The organism is Enterobacter cloacae complex sp. FDA-CDC-AR_0164, assembly GCF_003071645.1.
Lineage (GTDB): Bacteria > Pseudomonadota > Gammaproteobacteria > Enterobacterales > Enterobacteriaceae > Enterobacter > Enterobacter ludwigii.
In genome coordinates, this window is record NZ_CP028950.1 from 237141 (window position 1) to 253301 (window position 16161).

General features: G+C 56.9%; 15 protein-coding genes. 6 read left to right on the top strand and 9 right to left on the bottom strand.

Annotated features, from left to right (window positions below):
• Window positions 1-5: 5 nt before the first annotated feature.
• Together AM410_RS01190 and AM410_RS01195 are read right to left on the bottom strand one after the other, a co-directional pair.
• On the bottom strand, window positions 6-1067 hold the full coding sequence (locus AM410_RS01190; protein WP_032681515.1) for an efflux RND transporter periplasmic adaptor subunit: 1062 nt from the start codon (window positions 1065-1067) through the stop codon (window positions 6-8).
• Window positions 1068-1173: 106 nt separating this feature from the next.
• Entirely contained in the window at window positions 1174-3882 is a 2709-nt protein-coding gene (locus AM410_RS01195) for a cation-transporting P-type ATPase (RefSeq protein WP_014168974.1), read from the bottom strand.
• A 488-nt stretch (window positions 3883-4370) separates the two neighbouring features.
• Here AM410_RS01195 and AM410_RS01200 point away from each other — a divergent pair, with 488 nt between their 5' ends.
• Window positions 4371-4619 carry a DUF1158 domain-containing protein gene (locus tag AM410_RS01200; protein WP_025204775.1) on the top strand — a complete coding sequence of 83 codons (249 nt, stop codon included), beginning with the start codon at window positions 4371-4373 and terminating at the stop codon, window positions 4617-4619.
• 60 nt (window positions 4620-4679) lie between these two features.
• Here the strand turns inward: AM410_RS01200 and AM410_RS01205 are convergent, their stop codons facing one another.
• The gene (locus AM410_RS01205; protein WP_020885132.1) at window positions 4680-5021 is read right to left on the bottom strand and encodes a RamA family antibiotic efflux transcriptional regulator; all 342 of its coding nucleotides are present in this window, start codon (window positions 5019-5021) and stop codon (window positions 4680-4682) included.
• A 32-nt stretch (window positions 5022-5053) separates the two neighbouring features.
• A complete protein-coding gene (locus AM410_RS01210; protein ID WP_020885133.1) occupies window positions 5054-6157 on the bottom strand; it encodes an MBL fold metallo-hydrolase in 1104 nt (367 codons plus the stop codon).
• Between the two features lie 190 nt (window positions 6158-6347).
• Between AM410_RS01210 and AM410_RS01215 the strand changes: the two genes are divergently transcribed.
• The 3 genes from AM410_RS01215 (at window position 6348) to nfsB (ending at window position 8071) form a co-directional block, all read left to right on the top strand.
• Complete coding sequence (locus AM410_RS01215) at window positions 6348-6938, top strand: TetR/AcrR family transcriptional regulator (RefSeq protein WP_020885134.1); 591 nt, start codon at window positions 6348-6350, stop codon at window positions 6936-6938.
• On the top strand, window positions 6928-7296 hold the full coding sequence (locus AM410_RS01220; RefSeq protein WP_073395655.1) for an MmcQ/YjbR family DNA-binding protein: 369 nt from the start codon (window positions 6928-6930) through the stop codon (window positions 7294-7296). Before AM410_RS01215 ends, AM410_RS01220 begins: the two co-directional genes overlap by 11 nt.
• Window positions 7297-7417: 121 nt before the next feature.
• A complete protein-coding gene (nfsB, locus tag AM410_RS01225) occupies window positions 7418-8071 on the top strand; it encodes an oxygen-insensitive NAD(P)H nitroreductase (protein WP_049023163.1) in 654 nt (217 codons plus the stop codon).
• Between the two features lie 121 nt (window positions 8072-8192).
• On the opposite strand, the gene AM410_RS01230 is transcribed toward nfsB, so the two are convergent.
• Both AM410_RS01230 and AM410_RS01235 read right to left on the bottom strand, forming a co-directional pair.
• A complete protein-coding gene (locus tag AM410_RS01230) occupies window positions 8193-9227 on the bottom strand; it encodes a hypothetical protein (RefSeq protein ID WP_020885137.1) in 1035 nt (344 codons plus the stop codon).
• A complete protein-coding gene (locus tag AM410_RS01235; RefSeq protein WP_014168966.1) occupies window positions 9224-10093 on the bottom strand; it encodes a helix-turn-helix transcriptional regulator in 870 nt (289 codons plus the stop codon). The genes AM410_RS01230 and AM410_RS01235 overlap by 4 nt, the downstream gene beginning before the upstream one ends.
• Before the next feature lie 107 nt (window positions 10094-10200).
• On the opposite strand from AM410_RS01235, the gene AM410_RS01240 reads away from it, so the two are divergent.
• Window positions 10201-11637 carry an MFS transporter gene (locus AM410_RS01240; protein ID WP_032681520.1) on the top strand — a complete coding sequence of 479 codons (1437 nt, stop codon included), beginning with the start codon at window positions 10201-10203 and terminating at the stop codon, window positions 11635-11637.
• A gap of 66 nt (window positions 11638-11703) precedes the next feature.
• Window positions 11704-12948, top strand: coding sequence for a mechanosensitive ion channel family protein (locus AM410_RS01245; RefSeq protein WP_014168964.1), 1245 nt, complete (start codon window positions 11704-11706; stop codon window positions 12946-12948).
• On the opposite strand, the gene AM410_RS01250 is transcribed toward AM410_RS01245, so the two are convergent.
• The 3 genes from AM410_RS01250 to AM410_RS01260 form a co-directional block, all read right to left on the bottom strand.
• Window positions 12949-13920, bottom strand: a complete 972-nt coding sequence (locus AM410_RS01250) for a LacI family DNA-binding transcriptional regulator (protein ID WP_073395654.1) — start codon at window positions 13918-13920, stop codon at window positions 12949-12951. It lies immediately after the preceding gene.
• A 75-nt stretch (window positions 13921-13995) separates the two neighbouring features.
• Window positions 13996-15138, bottom strand: coding sequence for a Gfo/Idh/MocA family protein (locus tag AM410_RS01255; protein ID WP_073395652.1), 1143 nt, complete (start codon window positions 15136-15138; stop codon window positions 13996-13998).
• Window positions 15131-16156 (bottom strand): sugar phosphate isomerase/epimerase family protein, encoded by a 1026-nt coding sequence (locus AM410_RS01260; RefSeq protein ID WP_050737443.1) that lies wholly within the window; start codon window positions 16154-16156, stop codon window positions 15131-15133. Before AM410_RS01260 ends, AM410_RS01255 begins: the two co-directional genes overlap by 8 nt.
• Window positions 16157-16161: the final 5 nt, after the last annotated feature.

Here is a 16161-nt window from a genome sequence, read left to right on the forward strand (position 1 = left end):
GCTCCTTAATTCAGTATCTGGACGGCTGCGCCAGGCTGTACGCGCTGGGCACCGTCGGTGATCGCTCGCTCACCGGGATGTAAGCCGGATGAAATCTCAAACTGCTGACCAATCTGTCCGGCAATCTTCAGCGGGCGTTTTTCTGCTTTGCCTTCTGCGTTAACCACCCAGGCAAAGAATCCCTCGCCGTTTTGCTGTACCGCCGCAGCGGGCACTGTCAGCACCGGCTGCGCGCTTGCCGGACGCAGGTAGACATTCACATTGCCGCCCGGCAGCAGCTGATGGCGCGGGTTGGCAAATTCAGCGCGCAGCATCACGCTGGCGGTACGCGGGTCGATACGATTGTCCACGGAGGTCAGTTCACCGCTCAGGCGCTGACCATTGCTGTCAATCCGCGCCTGCCAGGCGCGCTTCAGGGCGCTGATATCCGCATGTTGTCCGGCTTTGGTGGCAAACGCCCCCTCTTCCAGCGCAAAGGCGATACGGATCGGATCAAGCTGCACGACATCCACCAGCACGCCGCTTGACGGGTTCACCAGGCTGCCGGCATGGAACTGGCTGTGCCCCACTCGGCCATCAATCGGCGATGTGATGCGCGTGTACGCCAGCGTCACGTTACGGGTTTCGAGGCGAGCTTTCGCCTGCTCCAGCGCAGCGCTGGCGACATCGCGCTGCATGCGCGCGTTATCCACGTCATGACGGCTGATGGCATTGCTGTTGCCCAGGCTTTCAAAGCGTGAAAGCTGCTGCTGCGCCTGACGCAGCGTGGCTTCCGCGCTCTTTACCTCAGCCTGTGCCAGACGCACGGCGGCGCGTGGCTCGGCATCGTCCAGTTCAAACAGCACGTCACCTTTTTTCACGTATTGTCCGTCGCGAAAATGAACCTGGGTAATCACGCCTTCCGTGCGCGCTCTTATCTCGACGGTATGAATGGCTTCAATGCGGCCAGGCACGTGCCGTTCAGCTGCGTGGGTCGTTTGCTCCACAACCGCCACGCGAACCGGAATGGCAGCAGCAAACGCGGGTTGAAAGAGGGCGAGGAGGACAAACAGGAGCGGGAATTTCATGGGGATGTACCTCTGATGTGTTTCCCTCACCCCGGCCCTCTGCCCAATGAAAGGGAGGTCAGCATCCCCTCTCCCGGCGGGAGAGGGTTAAGGTGAGGGCAAAGGGTTATGCAGCCTTACGGAACCTGCGGGTCAGTCGCTTCTCGATTTCAACAACGAAGAACATCACCGCAGCTACCGCCAGCGTGACGAACCAGTAGCGCAGAGGCAGCGCTTCCGTGCCGAAAAGCATCTGCATAAACGGCAGGTAGATGATTGCCGCCTGGAGCAGGAACAACACGCCTGTGACCAGCCAAATCCCTTTGTTCGCCAGCAGGCCACGGTTCAGGGAGAACCCTTCAGTGTTGCGGCAGTTAATCATGTATACCCACTGGGCGCAGACCAGCATCTGCAGCAGCACGGTACGGATGAACTCCGCGCTGTGGCCGCGCGGTGCCAGCCAGGCTTCCAGCGCAAAGGCGGCGATGGCAATCATGGTCCCGACGAAGGCCACGCGCCATACGGCGTACGCATCCATCACGTGCTGTCCGGTCTGACGCGGCGGACGCTTCATGATGTTGCGCTCAGCGGCTTCAAAGGCCAGGCCAAAGGAGAGCGTGGCGGAGGTTGCCATGTTCATCCACAAAATCAGTACCGGCGTCAGCGGGATAATGTTCCCTGCCAGCAGCGCAATAACAATCAGTAACCCCTGCGCCAGGTTGGTCGGCATAATGAACAGAATGGTTTTCTTCAGGTTGTCGTAAACGCGACGCCCCTCTTTTACCGCGCTGGCGATGGTGGCGAAGTTATCGTCGGTCAGGACCATGTCCGCCGCCTCTTTGGTCACTTCGGTGCCTTTGATGCCCATTGCGATGCCCACGTCCGCCTGGCGCAACGCCGGAGCGTCATTCACACCGTCGCCGGTCATGCCCACGATCTCACCCTTGTCCTGCAGGGCTTTCACCAGGCGCAGCTTATGCTCCGGGCTGGTACGGGCGAAAATGTCATATTTCACCGCGGCGTCTGCAAGCTCAGCGTCGTCCATTTTCTCCAGCTGGTAGCCCGTCACCGCCTGCTCGCTGTTGGTGATCCCGAGCATCTGGCCGATGCTCATTGCCGTCTGCGGGTGATCCCCGGTGATCATCTTCACGCGGATCCCGGCCTGCTGGCAGGCATGAATCGCATCAATCGCTTCAGGACGCGGTGGATCCATCATTGCGGCAATACCGAGGAAGATCAGCCCGTGATTCAGATCGTCATGCGTCAGCGCCTGCTCACCGTTCGCCGGTTTGAACGCTGCGGCAACCATACGCAGCCCCTGGCGTGCATAGCGCTCCATCTCGGTTTCCCAGTAAGCGCGGTCGAACGCTTCAGCGCCGTTACGGGCCTGCTGCTGTTTACACAGCGCGAAAATCACGTCCGGCGCGCCGGTAATCAGGATGTGCTCCTCGTGACCAATCTGATAGTGGGTGCTCATGTACTTGTACTGCGAATCGAACGGGATCTTGTTAATCAGGGTGGTCATCACCGGCTCAAGATGCGCCTTCGCCGCCAGCACCTTCAGCGCCCCTTCGGTCGGCCCACCGGTGATGCCCCACAGACCGCGTTCGTCCTGTATCAGCTGACTGTCATTACAGAGATCGACAGTGCGCAGGTACTGCTCCAGCACGGTGCCCGGCTGGATCTGCATCGGCTCGTCGCTGCCTTCCAGATAAATGTTCCCCGCCGGCTCGTAGCTGTTACCGTCCACGCGGTAGCAACTGTCGGCAGTAATGATGGCTTTCACCGTCATCTCGTTCATGGTCAGGGTGCCGGTTTTATCCGAGCAGACCACGGTCATCGCCCCCAGGGTTTCAACCGTTGGCAGCTTGCGGATAATCGCCCGCTTGCGTGCCATCGCCTGCACGCCAAGAGAAAGGATGATAGAAATAATGGCTGGCAGACCTTCCGGCACGGAGGCGACCGCCAGGCTAATCAGAGAGAGCAGCAGCTCGCCCATGGGGATTTCGCGGAACACCAGGCTGAAGACAAATAGAGCCGCCATCATCGCCAGAATAATGGCGAAGATCGCTTTCCCCAGCTTGTCCATCTGCACCAGCAGCGGCGTACGATGCTTTTCAATACCCGCCATCATCTGGTTAATGTGGCCAAGTTCAGTCTCTTGCCCGGTGGCAATGACCACGCCAATGCCGCCCCCTGCACTCACGGTCGTACCGGAAAAGACCAGGTTAGTGCGGTCGCCCAGCGGTAATTCACCGGTCAGCGGATTAATGTGTTTATCCACCACGGTAGATTCGCCGGTCAGAATAGCCTCTTCCACGCGTAAATTATGCGCTTCGATTAAACGCATATCCGCCGGAATACGATCCCCCGCGCGTAATACAATAATATCGCCCGGGACTATTTCAGTTGTCGGTAGCGTTTCATGATTGCCATTGCGAATGACGCGCGCTTCGCTGGAGAGCATATTGCGAATACTCTTCAGGGATTTTTCCGCATTGCTTTCCTGAATATGGCCAATTAACGCGTTGATTACCGCCACACCGAGGATAACCAGCGTATCGACCCAGTGGCCCATAACCGCGGTTAATACCGCCGCGGCAAGCAGAACGTAAATCAGTACATCATTAAAATGGGCGAGAAAACGTAGCCAGGCGGGTTTGCCTTTTTTCTCCGGCAACGCATTAGGGCCATACTGATGCAGACGTGCCTGCGCTTCAGCACGGTCGAGGCCATTTGCCTGGCTCTGCTTGTTAGCAAGCACTTGCTCAACGGTCTGCTGATACGCCTGCCCACCAGCAGGTGGCATGTTCTGAGAGAGATTTTTTTTGGTCATCGTATTTTTCCTTCAATATACGGTGGACGGAAGCCTGAATTCCTTTCTGGCTTTAATAAATTCATTTTTAAGGCTTGCGGGTAAAATTGATCTACCGCAATATAATTACTGCCGGGATATTCAAAACTAATAACTATTATTCGAATACGATGATTTTTACAAAATATTTCTAAACCAACGCTAAACGAGGAGGAACCATGTTTGGTATTTATCGCGCACGCCGCCTGGCGTTATACATTGTCGCAGCCATTGTTATTGCCACGTTAATTGGATATAGCACTTATATGTTTGTAAAATTATTTGCATGACAAGGACATTTATTTACATAACGCGATAATAATTTAATCGCTTCTGAGAGATTATTCTCTTTCTGTTATTTATTCGCAGAAAAGCGCATTTGATTTAACAAAAAACGTCTGCCGGGTTTATATTGCTTTACGTTCCGCGATGCCGGACAATGACATTTTTAACTGACGATTAACATTAAGATGAAACACCCGTTAGAATCGCTGCTCACAGCGGGGGGCATTTTGTTGATGGCCCTGCTCTCCTGCCTGCTGTTACCTGCGCCGTCGCTTGGGCTGGTGCTGGCGAAAAAGCTGATGACGATCTTCCACATGGTCGATCTTAACCAGCTGTACACCATTTTGTTCTGCGTGTGGTTTTTACTGCTTGGCGCCCTCGAATTCTTCATCCTGCGTTTCGTCTGGCGTCGCTGGTTTTCACTGGCATCGTAAGTAAAAAAAAACCGGGTGCGGCTGCGCCTTACCCGGTCGGATTTCTGCATAACGACACGTTCAGTGTGTCCGGCTGTGGTTCTCTTTGCGGTACGCGCCAGGCGGCTGGTTGAAGGTACGGGTAAAGATACGCGTAAACGTCTGCTGCGAATCAAAGCCGTAGCGCAAACAGATATCGTAGACACGCTCGTCCGATTCACGCAGGTCACGCGCTGCCAGCAGCAGCTTGCGTTCGCGAATGTAACGCCCGAGACTTTCGCCCTTATACTGCATAAACAAACGCTGCAGATGCCATTTCGAGTAACCCGCGTGGCGGGCGATCTCTTCGATACGTAATGGCTGGTGCAGGTTGTCGTCGATCCACTCGACGATGGTGTCGATGACTTGAGCGGAAATGGTCATACAGCTCTCCCCCTCTGCTTCTCGCTTAAACATTATTCCCACCACTCACGAAAGGTTTGCGTGGTATCACTCACGTGAACAGGTTCACCCAGCTCCGGCGTCAGTAGCCGATAATTTTTATCTTTGCTGGCCTGCGCCAGCTGGATCAGCGGATCGTTCCAGGTGTGTTTCGCCAGCACAAAGCGTCCGTTATGACCGGGCACGACAGCTTTCGCGTTAAGGTCAGCCGACGCCTGCGCCGTTTCCGCCGGCATCATGTGAATGTACTTCCAGTCCCGATCGTACTGGCCGTTTTCCATGATGGCTAAATCCACCTCGCCGAACTGCTCACCGATGGCCCTGAAGTGCGGGCCGTAACCGGAGTCTCCGCTGTAATAAACCTTCTGCGCCGGCGTGACGAACATAAAGCTCCCCCACAGGGTTTGATCGCGTTTAATCCCGCGTCCGGAGAAGTGACGTGCCGGCAGGACGTGCACCGTTAAGTCATCACTGATGCGCACCGACTGGTTCCAGTCGCGCTCGTCGATAATCTCCGGCTTCATGCCCCAGTAGCGCAGATGAGATCCAACGCCCAGCGGGGTAACCACACGTTTCACCTTCGGCAGTAACGCCCTGATGGTGGCGTAATCCAGATGATCGTAGTGATCGTGGGAGATGATCAGCAGGTCGATCTCCGGCATGTTCTGCGCATGCCAGGGATACTCGCCCGCAAAAGCTTTATTGAGGAACGAGAACGGCGCGGCATAGTTGCTGAGTACCGGGTCAATCAGAATACGTTTACCCGCCAGCTGCATATACCACGACGAGTGACCGAGCCAGACCAGCGTGTCCTGCTCCAGCGGCAGACTGGCGAGATCGGTTTTCACCAGCGGCAGCGGCTGCGCGGGACGGGCATTTTCGGTTTTGCGGGTCAGAAATTGCCACCACGCCACCAGCATATTTTGCTCGCCGGTGAAGCCCGGTGTCGGCAACGTATTGTGGAATTTCCCGTCGCGATACTGCGGGGAGGCCTCCACTTCGGTAAGCTGCGCACCCTGCGGTGGCTGGCCAAATCCAGGATTCAGGACAAAAGGTAAACTCGCAGCTGAAGCAATAATCATGACGAACACCACGCAGATGAATAGAGGCTTTTTCATATCCTGACCCGAAAACGCGCCCCATCCGATGGTTTACGCGGGTTGAACTTGATTATGAGTGAGTAAGCACTCATTATAGATATGATGATAAAGTCGTCAAGACGTTTTCGATCTTTGACATTGCGCGTTGCAGCCTGTCAAAGCACGTGTTTCAATCAAGGTTTTTACAATTGACAGGAGGAACAATTTAGTGGCACGTCCGAAGAGTGAAGATAAAAAACAGGCCTTACTGGACGCAGCAACCGCTGCATTTGCACAGTCAGGTATTGCCGCCTCAACGGCCTTAATTGCCCGGAACGCGGGCGTCGCTGAAGGCACACTGTTCCGCTACTTTGCTACCAAAGACGATCTGCTGAATGCCCTCTATCTGCACCTGAAGCAGGATCTCTGCCAGACGATGCTGGCGGAGCTTGATCGCACGCTCACCCTTCCCAAAGAACATACCCGCAATATCTGGAACAGCTACGTGGACTGGGGCATCCGTAATCCTGTCGCTCACGCCGCCATTCGCCAGCTTGGCGTCAGCGAGAAGATCAGCGCCGAAACGGAGCAGGCCGTGCAGGAGATGTTCCCGGAACTGCATGAACTGTGCCGTCGCGCAGTGCGCCCGGTATTTATGTCCGATGAGTTTCGTACCTTTGGTGATGCCATGTTCTTATCGCTTGCCGAAACCACCATGGAATTTGCCACCCGCGATCCGTCCCGCGCCGTCGATTTTAAAGCGCTGGGCTTTGAAGCCATGTGGCGTGGACTCGCCTCCGAGGATATTGATGGACAGTAAATCGCTGCAGGAACACGCCAAACGCGTGGCGCTGGAACTGCCGTTCATCGAACACTGCTGGCCGTTCGGGCCGGAATTTGATGTGTTTAAAGTGGGTGGCAAGATTTTCATGATTGTTGCGGTTGCTCACGGGCGACCGCATGTCAGCCTGAAATCCGATCCGGAAAAATCCCTGTTAAACCAGCAGATCTACCGCGGCGTTGAGCCGGGGTATCATCTCAATAAAAAGCACTGGATTTCACTCTACGGCACCGACGATGTTACGCCGGAACTGGTGGCCGATCTCATCAACGACTCCTGGAATCTGGTCGTCGATAAGCTGCCGAAAAAAGACCAGAAATGGATCAGGCCGCGCTGATTGTTCGTCTGAGACGAACAGATTAAGCGCTCAAAATGCACTTATCTTTTCCCGCTTCGCACGGTAATCTGCACTCCTTTTCGCGCCCGCACGCGGGCGAACTTTATCACCAGGAGTTGTTATGGATATCATTTCCGTTGCCCTGAAACGCCACTCCACCAAGGCGTTTGACCCAAGCAAGAAACTGACCGCTGAAGAAGCGGAGAAGATCAAAACCCTGCTGCAGTACAGCCCGTCCAGCACGAACTCCCAGCCATGGCATTTTATTATTGCCAGCACTGAGGAAGGTAAAGCGCGCGTGGCCAAATCTGCGGCAGGCACTTACGTGTTCAACGAACGCAAAATGATGGACGCCTCTCATGTGGTAGTGTTCTGCGCGAAAACCGCCATGGACGATGCGTGGCTTGAGCGCGTCGTGGATCAGGAAGAGGCCGACGGTCGCTTCAACACCCCAGAAGCAAAAGCGGCGAATCACAAAGGTCGCTGCTATTTCGCCGACATGCACCGCGTGGATCTGAAAGATGACGACCAGTGGATGGCGAAACAGGTTTACCTCAACGTCGGTAACTTCCTGTTAGGCGTGGCCGCGCTGGGCCTGGATGCCGTACCCATTGAAGGTTTTGACGCCGCCATTCTCGACGACGAGTTTGGCCTGAAAGAGAAAGGCTTCACCAGCCTGGTGGTGGTCCCGGTTGGACACCACAGCGTGGAAGATTTCAACGCCACGCTGCCAAAATCTCGCCTGCCGCTGAGCACGATTGTGACCGAGTGCTAAGACAAACGGGCCGCTACTGCGGCCCGTTTTCAATCACGCGTCATCTGCCTGGTTTCGCCATTGAGTCAGCATCTCACGCAGACGGCGTTTTCTGCGTCTTCCCGATAAAAACGCGTAAAACTTACTTCTCCGCACGCCCGGCATGCCAGATCCGCTCCGCATACCGCCCTATCACCGCCAGCGACGCCGCCAGAATCAGGAAGAACACCACCTTGTTCATCCCATCCCAGAAGTATTCGAAGTAGCGGGTATAGAGGTTAATGGCGAGGAACGTCAGGCCAAACCCGCGCAGCATGCCGTCGTCGGTTTTCAGACTGATGTAAATACAGAGAACCGCCGCCACCGCAAACAGCAGCGCCCACGGCAGCAACGAGGCCTGGGTCACGCTGTACCAGTTATCGATATCGTAATTACCAAATATCGACATGATCCACAGGGCGACAAAGAGATACGTCAGCCCCATCGCTTTACTGGTGGTGTAGAGATGACGGGACTGCAGCACAGCGCGCAGGATCCAGCACAGGGCCAGCAGCGCGCCGCCGAAAAAGATAAAGCGCACCGGATAGTTCATCCCCAGCCAGTAAGCGCCCCAGCCGGACATATAGCCCGTCTCCGCGCCAAACCAGTTGCCAAGCGAGAGCAAGAAAAACAGCCAGACCAGCCCGGAGCGGCCGAAAAAGCCTACCAGGCCATAGACGGCACAGCCGGCCAGGAACAGGGGCGCGATGTGGCCGCTGCCGTTATCCAGCCGTTCACCCAGCTGCCAGAGCGCGATGGCGGTAAACAAGACTCCGAGGAACAAAATCGCTTCGGTGCTGTAATGCCACTGCGTCTCCCGCCGCTGGCGGCTGAAGCCCCACAAATAAAACAGCACGGCCAGGAGCGCCGGCAGCCCGATGCGGGCAAGGGAGGAAAAAGCGAAGAATTCGATAATGCGCGCCATCAGTTCGCTGTCCGAAAACAGGCTGCCGATGGCGATAATGACGCAGGCGAGTGCCGTCCAGAAGGCATAGCGGCTCAGCCGCTGCCAGTCCATGGTCACGCGTTGAAGCGTACCGGCCAGCCGCTGGTGGTCGTCAGCGGTTAATGTGCCTTCCTGTTGCCACTCGTTGAGTGCGCGGCGTAGCAGCCGCTCCTGTTTGCCGGTAACCTTCATTTTGCCTGCTCCGTCAGCCATTCCATTGCTCTCTCCCCGGCTTCATCCACTGGCAGATACACCAGCAACCGGGAACCGTTTCGTGGAGCAGAGTACCAGTACATCTGCTGCAGGGTAAATTCCCCAAGCTCAGGATGGGTAAACAACTTGAGCTGGTTTTCCACACCGCGCACGTCATTGCGCTGATGCCACAGATTTTTAAACTCCTCAGACACCGCAAAGAAGCGCGCCAGTTTGGCTTCCCACAGCGGGTCACCCCGGTGCTCGGCCATCGCCGCCCGGAAATAGGAGACAAAGACGGGCAGCACATCGTCACGTCTGCCGAGACGGGCGCGCCATGCCGGGTGGGTGAGGAACAGATAAATACAGTTGCGGTCTTCCGGGGGGATCGCATTGAAATCGACCCCCATCAGATGACCAAAGCTGTCGTTCCAGGCCACGATGTCGAAATTGGGTTTCTGAATGCTGGCCGGTTTCGGCATCAACGTATCAAGCAGGCGGCGCGTGCCTTCGCTGATCCCTTCACAGCAGGTGGCCTGCGGTGCTTCACCCGGCGGTAGCCCGGCCAGCACAAAAAGATGGCGCGCTTCGGTCGGGGTGCATTGCAGCGCTTTTGCCACGGCGGCCATCACCGCGCTGGACGGATTGACGTCCCTGCCCTGCTCAAGCCAGGTGTACCAGGTTACCCCGACGTCCGCCAGCAGGGCCACCTCTTCACGGCGCAGCCCGGGCGTGCGGCGTCGACCGCTGCGCGGCAGGCCGAGCCGCTGCGGATCGAGGCTTTCGCGTCGGGCGCGTAAAAACGCACCAAGTTGTTTTCGGGTGTCATCCTTGAGCGAGACGACGGGTTCAGACATCAGCGCCATAAATCCCCCTGCATGGTAGTGCCAGTACCAGTATAAGCAAGAACTGGTACCCGTTTATCAGATCGTTGATGCTACGACCATCTGTTGAATGACGCAATGGAGTTACCATGAATACGTCAGTCGTTTCACCGGGCCGCGCAGGCCTGATATTGCTGTTAACCGGCCAGATGCTGCCGCTGATTGATACCTCAATCACCAACGTGGCGCTGGATGCTATCACCCACTCGCTGCACGCTACGGCCACCGAGCTGGAATTAATTGTGGCCCTCTACGGTGTGGCCTTTGCCGTCTGCCTTGCCCTCGGCAGCAAGCTGGGGGATAACCTTGGCCGCCGTCGTCTTTTCATGTGGGGCGTGGCGAGCTTTGGCCTGGCCTCGCTGCTGTGCGGAATGGCAGGCAACATTGAACAACTGCTGGGCGCCCGTATTCTTCAGGGGGCTGGCGCGGCGCTGATCATGCCGCAAATTCTCGCCACCCTGCACGTAACGCTGAAAGGCACGGCCCACGCGAAGGCCATCAGCCTCTTTGGCGGCATCGGCGGCATCGCGTTTATCGTCGGCCAGATGGGCGGAGGCTGGCTGGTATCGGCGGACATTGCCGGCCTCGGCTGGCGTAACGCCTTCTTTATCAACGTGCCAATTTGTCTGGTGGTGCTGGCCATGAGCCGCCGCTACGTGCCGGAAACCCGCCGCGACACGCCATCAAGCATTGACTGGACGGGCACCGTCCTGCTGGCGATCATCCTCTGCTGCCTGCTGTTCCCGATGGCGCTTGGCCCGCAGTGGCACTGGTCCTGGCCGCTTAAGGTCGCGCTCATCGCCATTATTCCGCTTGCCGGGTTAATGGCCCTTAACGCCCGCAAAAAAGAGCGGGACGATGCGCATCCGCTGATCCCGCCGCGCCTGCTGCAGTTGCGCAGTATCCGCTTTGGCGTGCTGATTGCGTTGCTCTTTTTTAGCGTCTGGTCCGGCTTTATGTTCTGCATGGCGTTAACCATGCAAACCGGTCTGGGGATGGCGCCGTGGCAGTCTGGCAACAGTTTTATCGCCCTGGGTGTCACCTACTTTATTTCAGCGTGGTTTGCCCCACGTCTGATTGCCCGCTACAGCACCAGTACCATTCTGCTCACCGGTCTGGCGATCCAGATAGCGGGACTGCTGGCGCTGATTGTCACCTTCCGCCTCTGGGGAATGCACAATACCGCGCTGACGCTGGCACCCGCGACCGGGCTGGTCGGCTACGGTCAGGCGCTGATCGTGAACAGTTTTTATCGTATTGGCATGCGCGATATTCAGCCTGATGACGCCGGGGCGGCGAGCGCCATTTTGAGCACGCTGCAGCAGGCGGCGCTTGGACTCGGCCCGGCCATCTTTGGCGCGATTTTGCTGCACGGTCTGCAGAATCATCACGGAGATTACACCCAGGCGATCACCCTCTTCCTCGCGGTGGAAACTGGCCTGATGGTGATCCTCGCGCTGGCGACGCTGCGGGTTCGCCATCGACTGTGCCTGCCGGTGGTGACGACCTGCCACGCCGTCAAATAACCCTGACGAATTTGCATAATAGATCCGCAGCCGCCATTATGGGGCTGCATCAATACAGGAGACGTTATGCAGGAATTAATTGCTCAGGTTGAAGAGTTAGGCATTGAAATTAATCACACCACCTCTTTAGTGATTATCTTTGGTATTATTTTTCTTACCGCACTCATCGTTCATTTTATTCTGCACAAAGTGGTCCTGCGGGCCTTTGAGAAGCGCGCGCAGGCCAGCAGCCATTTATGGTTGCAAATCATTACCCAGAACAAGCTATTTCACCGCGTCGCTTTTACCCTGCAGGGGATAATTGTCAACGTTCAGGCGGTACTGTGGCTGCAAAAAGGCAGCGAAGCCGCGGAAATGCTCACCACCTGCGCAAAGTTGTGGGTGATGGTGTATGCCCTGCTCTCGTTCTTCTCGCTGCTGGACGTCATTTTCAATCTTTCGCAAAAGATGGCGACAGCCTCGCAGCTCCCGCTGAAGGGCATCTTCCAGGGGATAAAACTGGTGAGCGCTATTCTGGTGGGGATTTTAATTATCTCGCTGCTGATTGGTCAGTCGCCAGCCATTCTGATTAGCGGCCTGGGCGCCATGGCTGCGGTGTTAATGCTGGTGTTTAAAGACCCGATCCTCGGGCTTGTCGCCGGGATCCAGCTCTCCGCCAATGACATGCTTAAACTCGGTGACTGGCTGGAGATGCCAAAATACGGAGCCAACGGCACGGTCACGGACATTGGCCTGACCACCGTCAAGGTGCGCAACTTCGACAATACCATCACCACCATTCCGACCTGGGCGCTGGTCTCTGATGCCTTTATCAACTGGAGCGGCATGTCGGCCTCCGGCGGGCGACGCATCAAGCGTAGCCTGAATATAGACACCACCAGCATCCACTTCCTCGACGAGCAGGAGCAACAGCAGCTGATTCAGGCGAAGCTGCTTAAGCCGTACATGGCGGCGCGTCACGAAGAAATTTCTCTCTGGAATCAGGAAAACGGTGAAGGCGAATCGGTGCTGAACCTGCGCAAAATGACCAATATTGGAACCTTCCGCGCCTATTTAAATGAATATCTGCGTAATCACCCGCGGATCCGCAAAGATATGACGCTGATGGTTCGCCAGTTAGCGCCAGAAGCTAACGGGCTGCCAGTTGAAATATACGCGTTCACTAACACGGTCGTCTGGGCGGAATATGAGGCGATTCAGGCCGATATTTTCGACCATATATTCGCGGTGGTGGATGAATTTGGTCTGCGTATTCATCAATCTCCGACCGGAAACGATATTCGCTCGCTGGCTGGCGTAATAGCGAAATAATCAGGCGCTGGCGCGGGAGATAAAGCGCCAGTCCATCATCACTCTTTCCGTGGGCGCATCCGGGTTATCGATTTTATTCAACAACAAATCGACCGCCTTGCGCCCAATATCCCGCGACGGCTGTTCGATGGTGGTGAGCGAAATCATCTCCGCCAGTTCCGTACCGTCAAACCCGACTACCGCAATGTCTTCCGGCACGCGTAATCCCGCCTGCTGGATCGCATGCAATGCGCCTGCCGCCAGGGTATCGGAAACGGCAAAGACCGCGTCAGGCGGGTTTTCCTTCAGCAGATTTTGCATCGCCGCTATTCCGGCGCTGAAGCTGAGATCGCTGGCGTATTCCACCGCCTGGTAAGCCAGATCTTTCAGGTGGATAACGCTCTTATAGCCGCGCTCGCGCAGGCGGGCATATTTATAACTCAGGTCGTGGTTAATCATCGCGATCCGCCCGCGCCCGCCGTCGGCAAGCTGGCTGACGGCATGCTGCGAGGCGTCCACATCGTTAATCCCGACGCAGGAGACCGCACCGGCATCGGCGTATTCGGCGCACTGCACCCACGGCGCAGTGCCAATCAGGGCGGCCAGTTCTGGAAGCTTTGAGAAGGCATCCATGGTGATAATGCCGTCGACAATTTTACCGGACAGCAAACTCAGCCCCGAACGCGAGCGTTCAATGTCAGAGCCGGAGTTGCACAGCAGAATGCGGTAGCCGTTCTTTTCGGCTTCCTCTTCAATGCCTTTCACCACTTCGGCGCAGAACGGGTTAGCGATGTTCGACACCATTACCAGAATCATATAGCTGCGGGCAGTCCGCAGCTGGCGCGCCAGCAGGTTGGGCTGGTAATTACTCTCTTTGATCGCCTGCAGGACGCGTTCGCGGTTTTTCGCTTTCACGGTATCGCTGTTGTTAAGCACGCGGGAGACCGTTGCCACGGACACCCCGGCAAGCTGAGCGATTTTCTGAATGGACATAGCGACGGCATTTCCTGCGGTTAACGTTTTATGCAGGCTACCATAAATTCGTTGCCCGGCGAACCGGGCAACACGTCAATACGCAACGCGCACCCAGCGCTGTTGCTGATGGCTTTTCACTATCGCATCAATGATATACATGACGTTCGCGCCGTCATGGAACGTCGCAAACAGCGGCTGTGCCGGCATCTCCCCCTGCATCACGGCGCGGTAAAACTGCACCATCATATTTTTAAAGGCATCAGGCCAGCCTTCGATATGTCCGCCAGGAAAATGGGCGCTTTCGGCCACGTCACGGTTCATCAGGTTTGGATCGTCGGAGAGGGTCTGGTTTGCCTGCGCGCGATGGCCGATCCAGAGTTGCTGCGGCACCTCCTGATCCCACGCCACGGACCGTTCGCTGCCGTTAATTTCAAACGTCAGCCGATTTTTGCGCCCGGCGCTGACCTGCGAGACGTTAAAGCTGCCTTTGCTGCCATCGTCGAAGCGCACCAGCACCGAGCCAAAATCTTCGGTGGTGACCGGTTTGTCTTCATCGTTCGCGCTGCGATCATCCGTGAAGGTCCGGTTTCCCGCCGCACTGGCCTTGCGCGTTGGCCAGACGATGGTGAGGTCGGCCATCACGTCGGTGATCCGCCGCCCGGTCACAAACTGCACCGTGTCACACCAGTGGGAGCCAATATCCGCCACCGCGCGCGACGCACCGCCCAGCGTGGCATCCACCCGCCAGTTGTAGTCGGTTTCCAGCAGCATCCAGTCCTGCAGGTAGCTGCCATGCGTGGCAAACAGCCGACCGAGACTGCCCTCGCGCCTCATGCTGGCCGCCTGGCGCACCATCGCAAACTGGCGATAGACAAAGCTGACGCCGTGTACCACGCCCGCCTGCTCAGCCAGTGCCACCAGCTCGCGGGCCTCTTCCGGGGTCATACACAGCGGCTTTTCGGAAAAAACATGCTTACCCGCCCGCAAAATCTGGCGGTTAATCTCTGCGTGCAGATGGTTTGGCGTGCAGTTATGCACCACGTGCAGATCCGGATGGGCGAGCAGCGCCTCAACGTTCCCGTAAGCATGGGGCACATTCAGCTGGCGCGCCTTTTCCTGCGCTTGTGAAAGCGAGCTGTCGCACAGGGCGACCACCTGCACACTGCCGAGACGCCGCAGCGCCTCAATGTGCGCCGGGCCGATAAAGCCGCTGCCGACGATCCCGACGTTAATCATGGCTGCCTCCCGCGGCGAAATCGTCAAACGCGCGCCCGGATACCGGAATGATATGACGACGGATAAATTCGCTGCCTTCGCGGGCACCGGTATCGCCATCCTTAAGACAGCACTCCCACTCCAGCACTGCCCAGCCCTCGTAGTCGTACTGGGTCAGTTTGCTGAAAATACCGGTGAAGTCGATCTGCCCGTCGCCCGGCGACCGGAAGCGACCCGCGCGATGGATCCACGACTGGTAGCCACCGTATGCACCGCTGCGCCCGTTGGGACGAAACTCTGCATCTTTGACGTGAAACGCTTTAATGCGCGCATGGTAGAGATCGATAAACGTCAGGTAGTCCATCTGCTGAAGCAGCATATGGCTGGGATCGTAGAGAATATTGCAGCGCGGGTGGTTGTCCACAAGCGCCAGAAAACGCTCAAACGTCACGCCGTCATGCAGGTCTTCCCCCGGATGCAGCTCATAACAGACATCGACGCCGTGCTCATCAAAGGTGTCCAGAATGGGCCGCCAGCGGGTTGCCAGCGTCTGGAAAGCGTCCTGAAAACGCTGCGCGTTGTGCGGCGGCCACGGGTAGAAAAATGGCCACGCCAGCGATCCAGAAAAAGTGGCGTGCGCTGTCAGGCCTAATTTTGCGGAGGCTGCAGCCGCCTGATTCAGTTTGCTGGTTGCCCACGCCCGACGGGCCGCGTCGTTACCCCGCACGTCTGCCGGCGCGAAATGGTCAAACGCGTCGCCGTAGACCGGGTTCACCGCAATAAGCTGCCCTTCCAGATGAGTCGACAGCTCGCTGATCGCCAGTCCGTGCTCCGCCAGCGTGCCGGTAATGTCGTCACAGTAAGCCTGGCTCTCAGCCGCTTTCTCCACGTCAAAAATGTGCGGATGATTGCAGGGGATCTGCACGGCTTTGTAGCCCTTACCTGCTGCCCAGCCTGCCAGCCCATCCAGCGAGTTAAACGGCGCTTCTGCGCTGATAAACTGCGACAGGAAAATACCGGGTCCCTTAATCGTTCTCATACCAC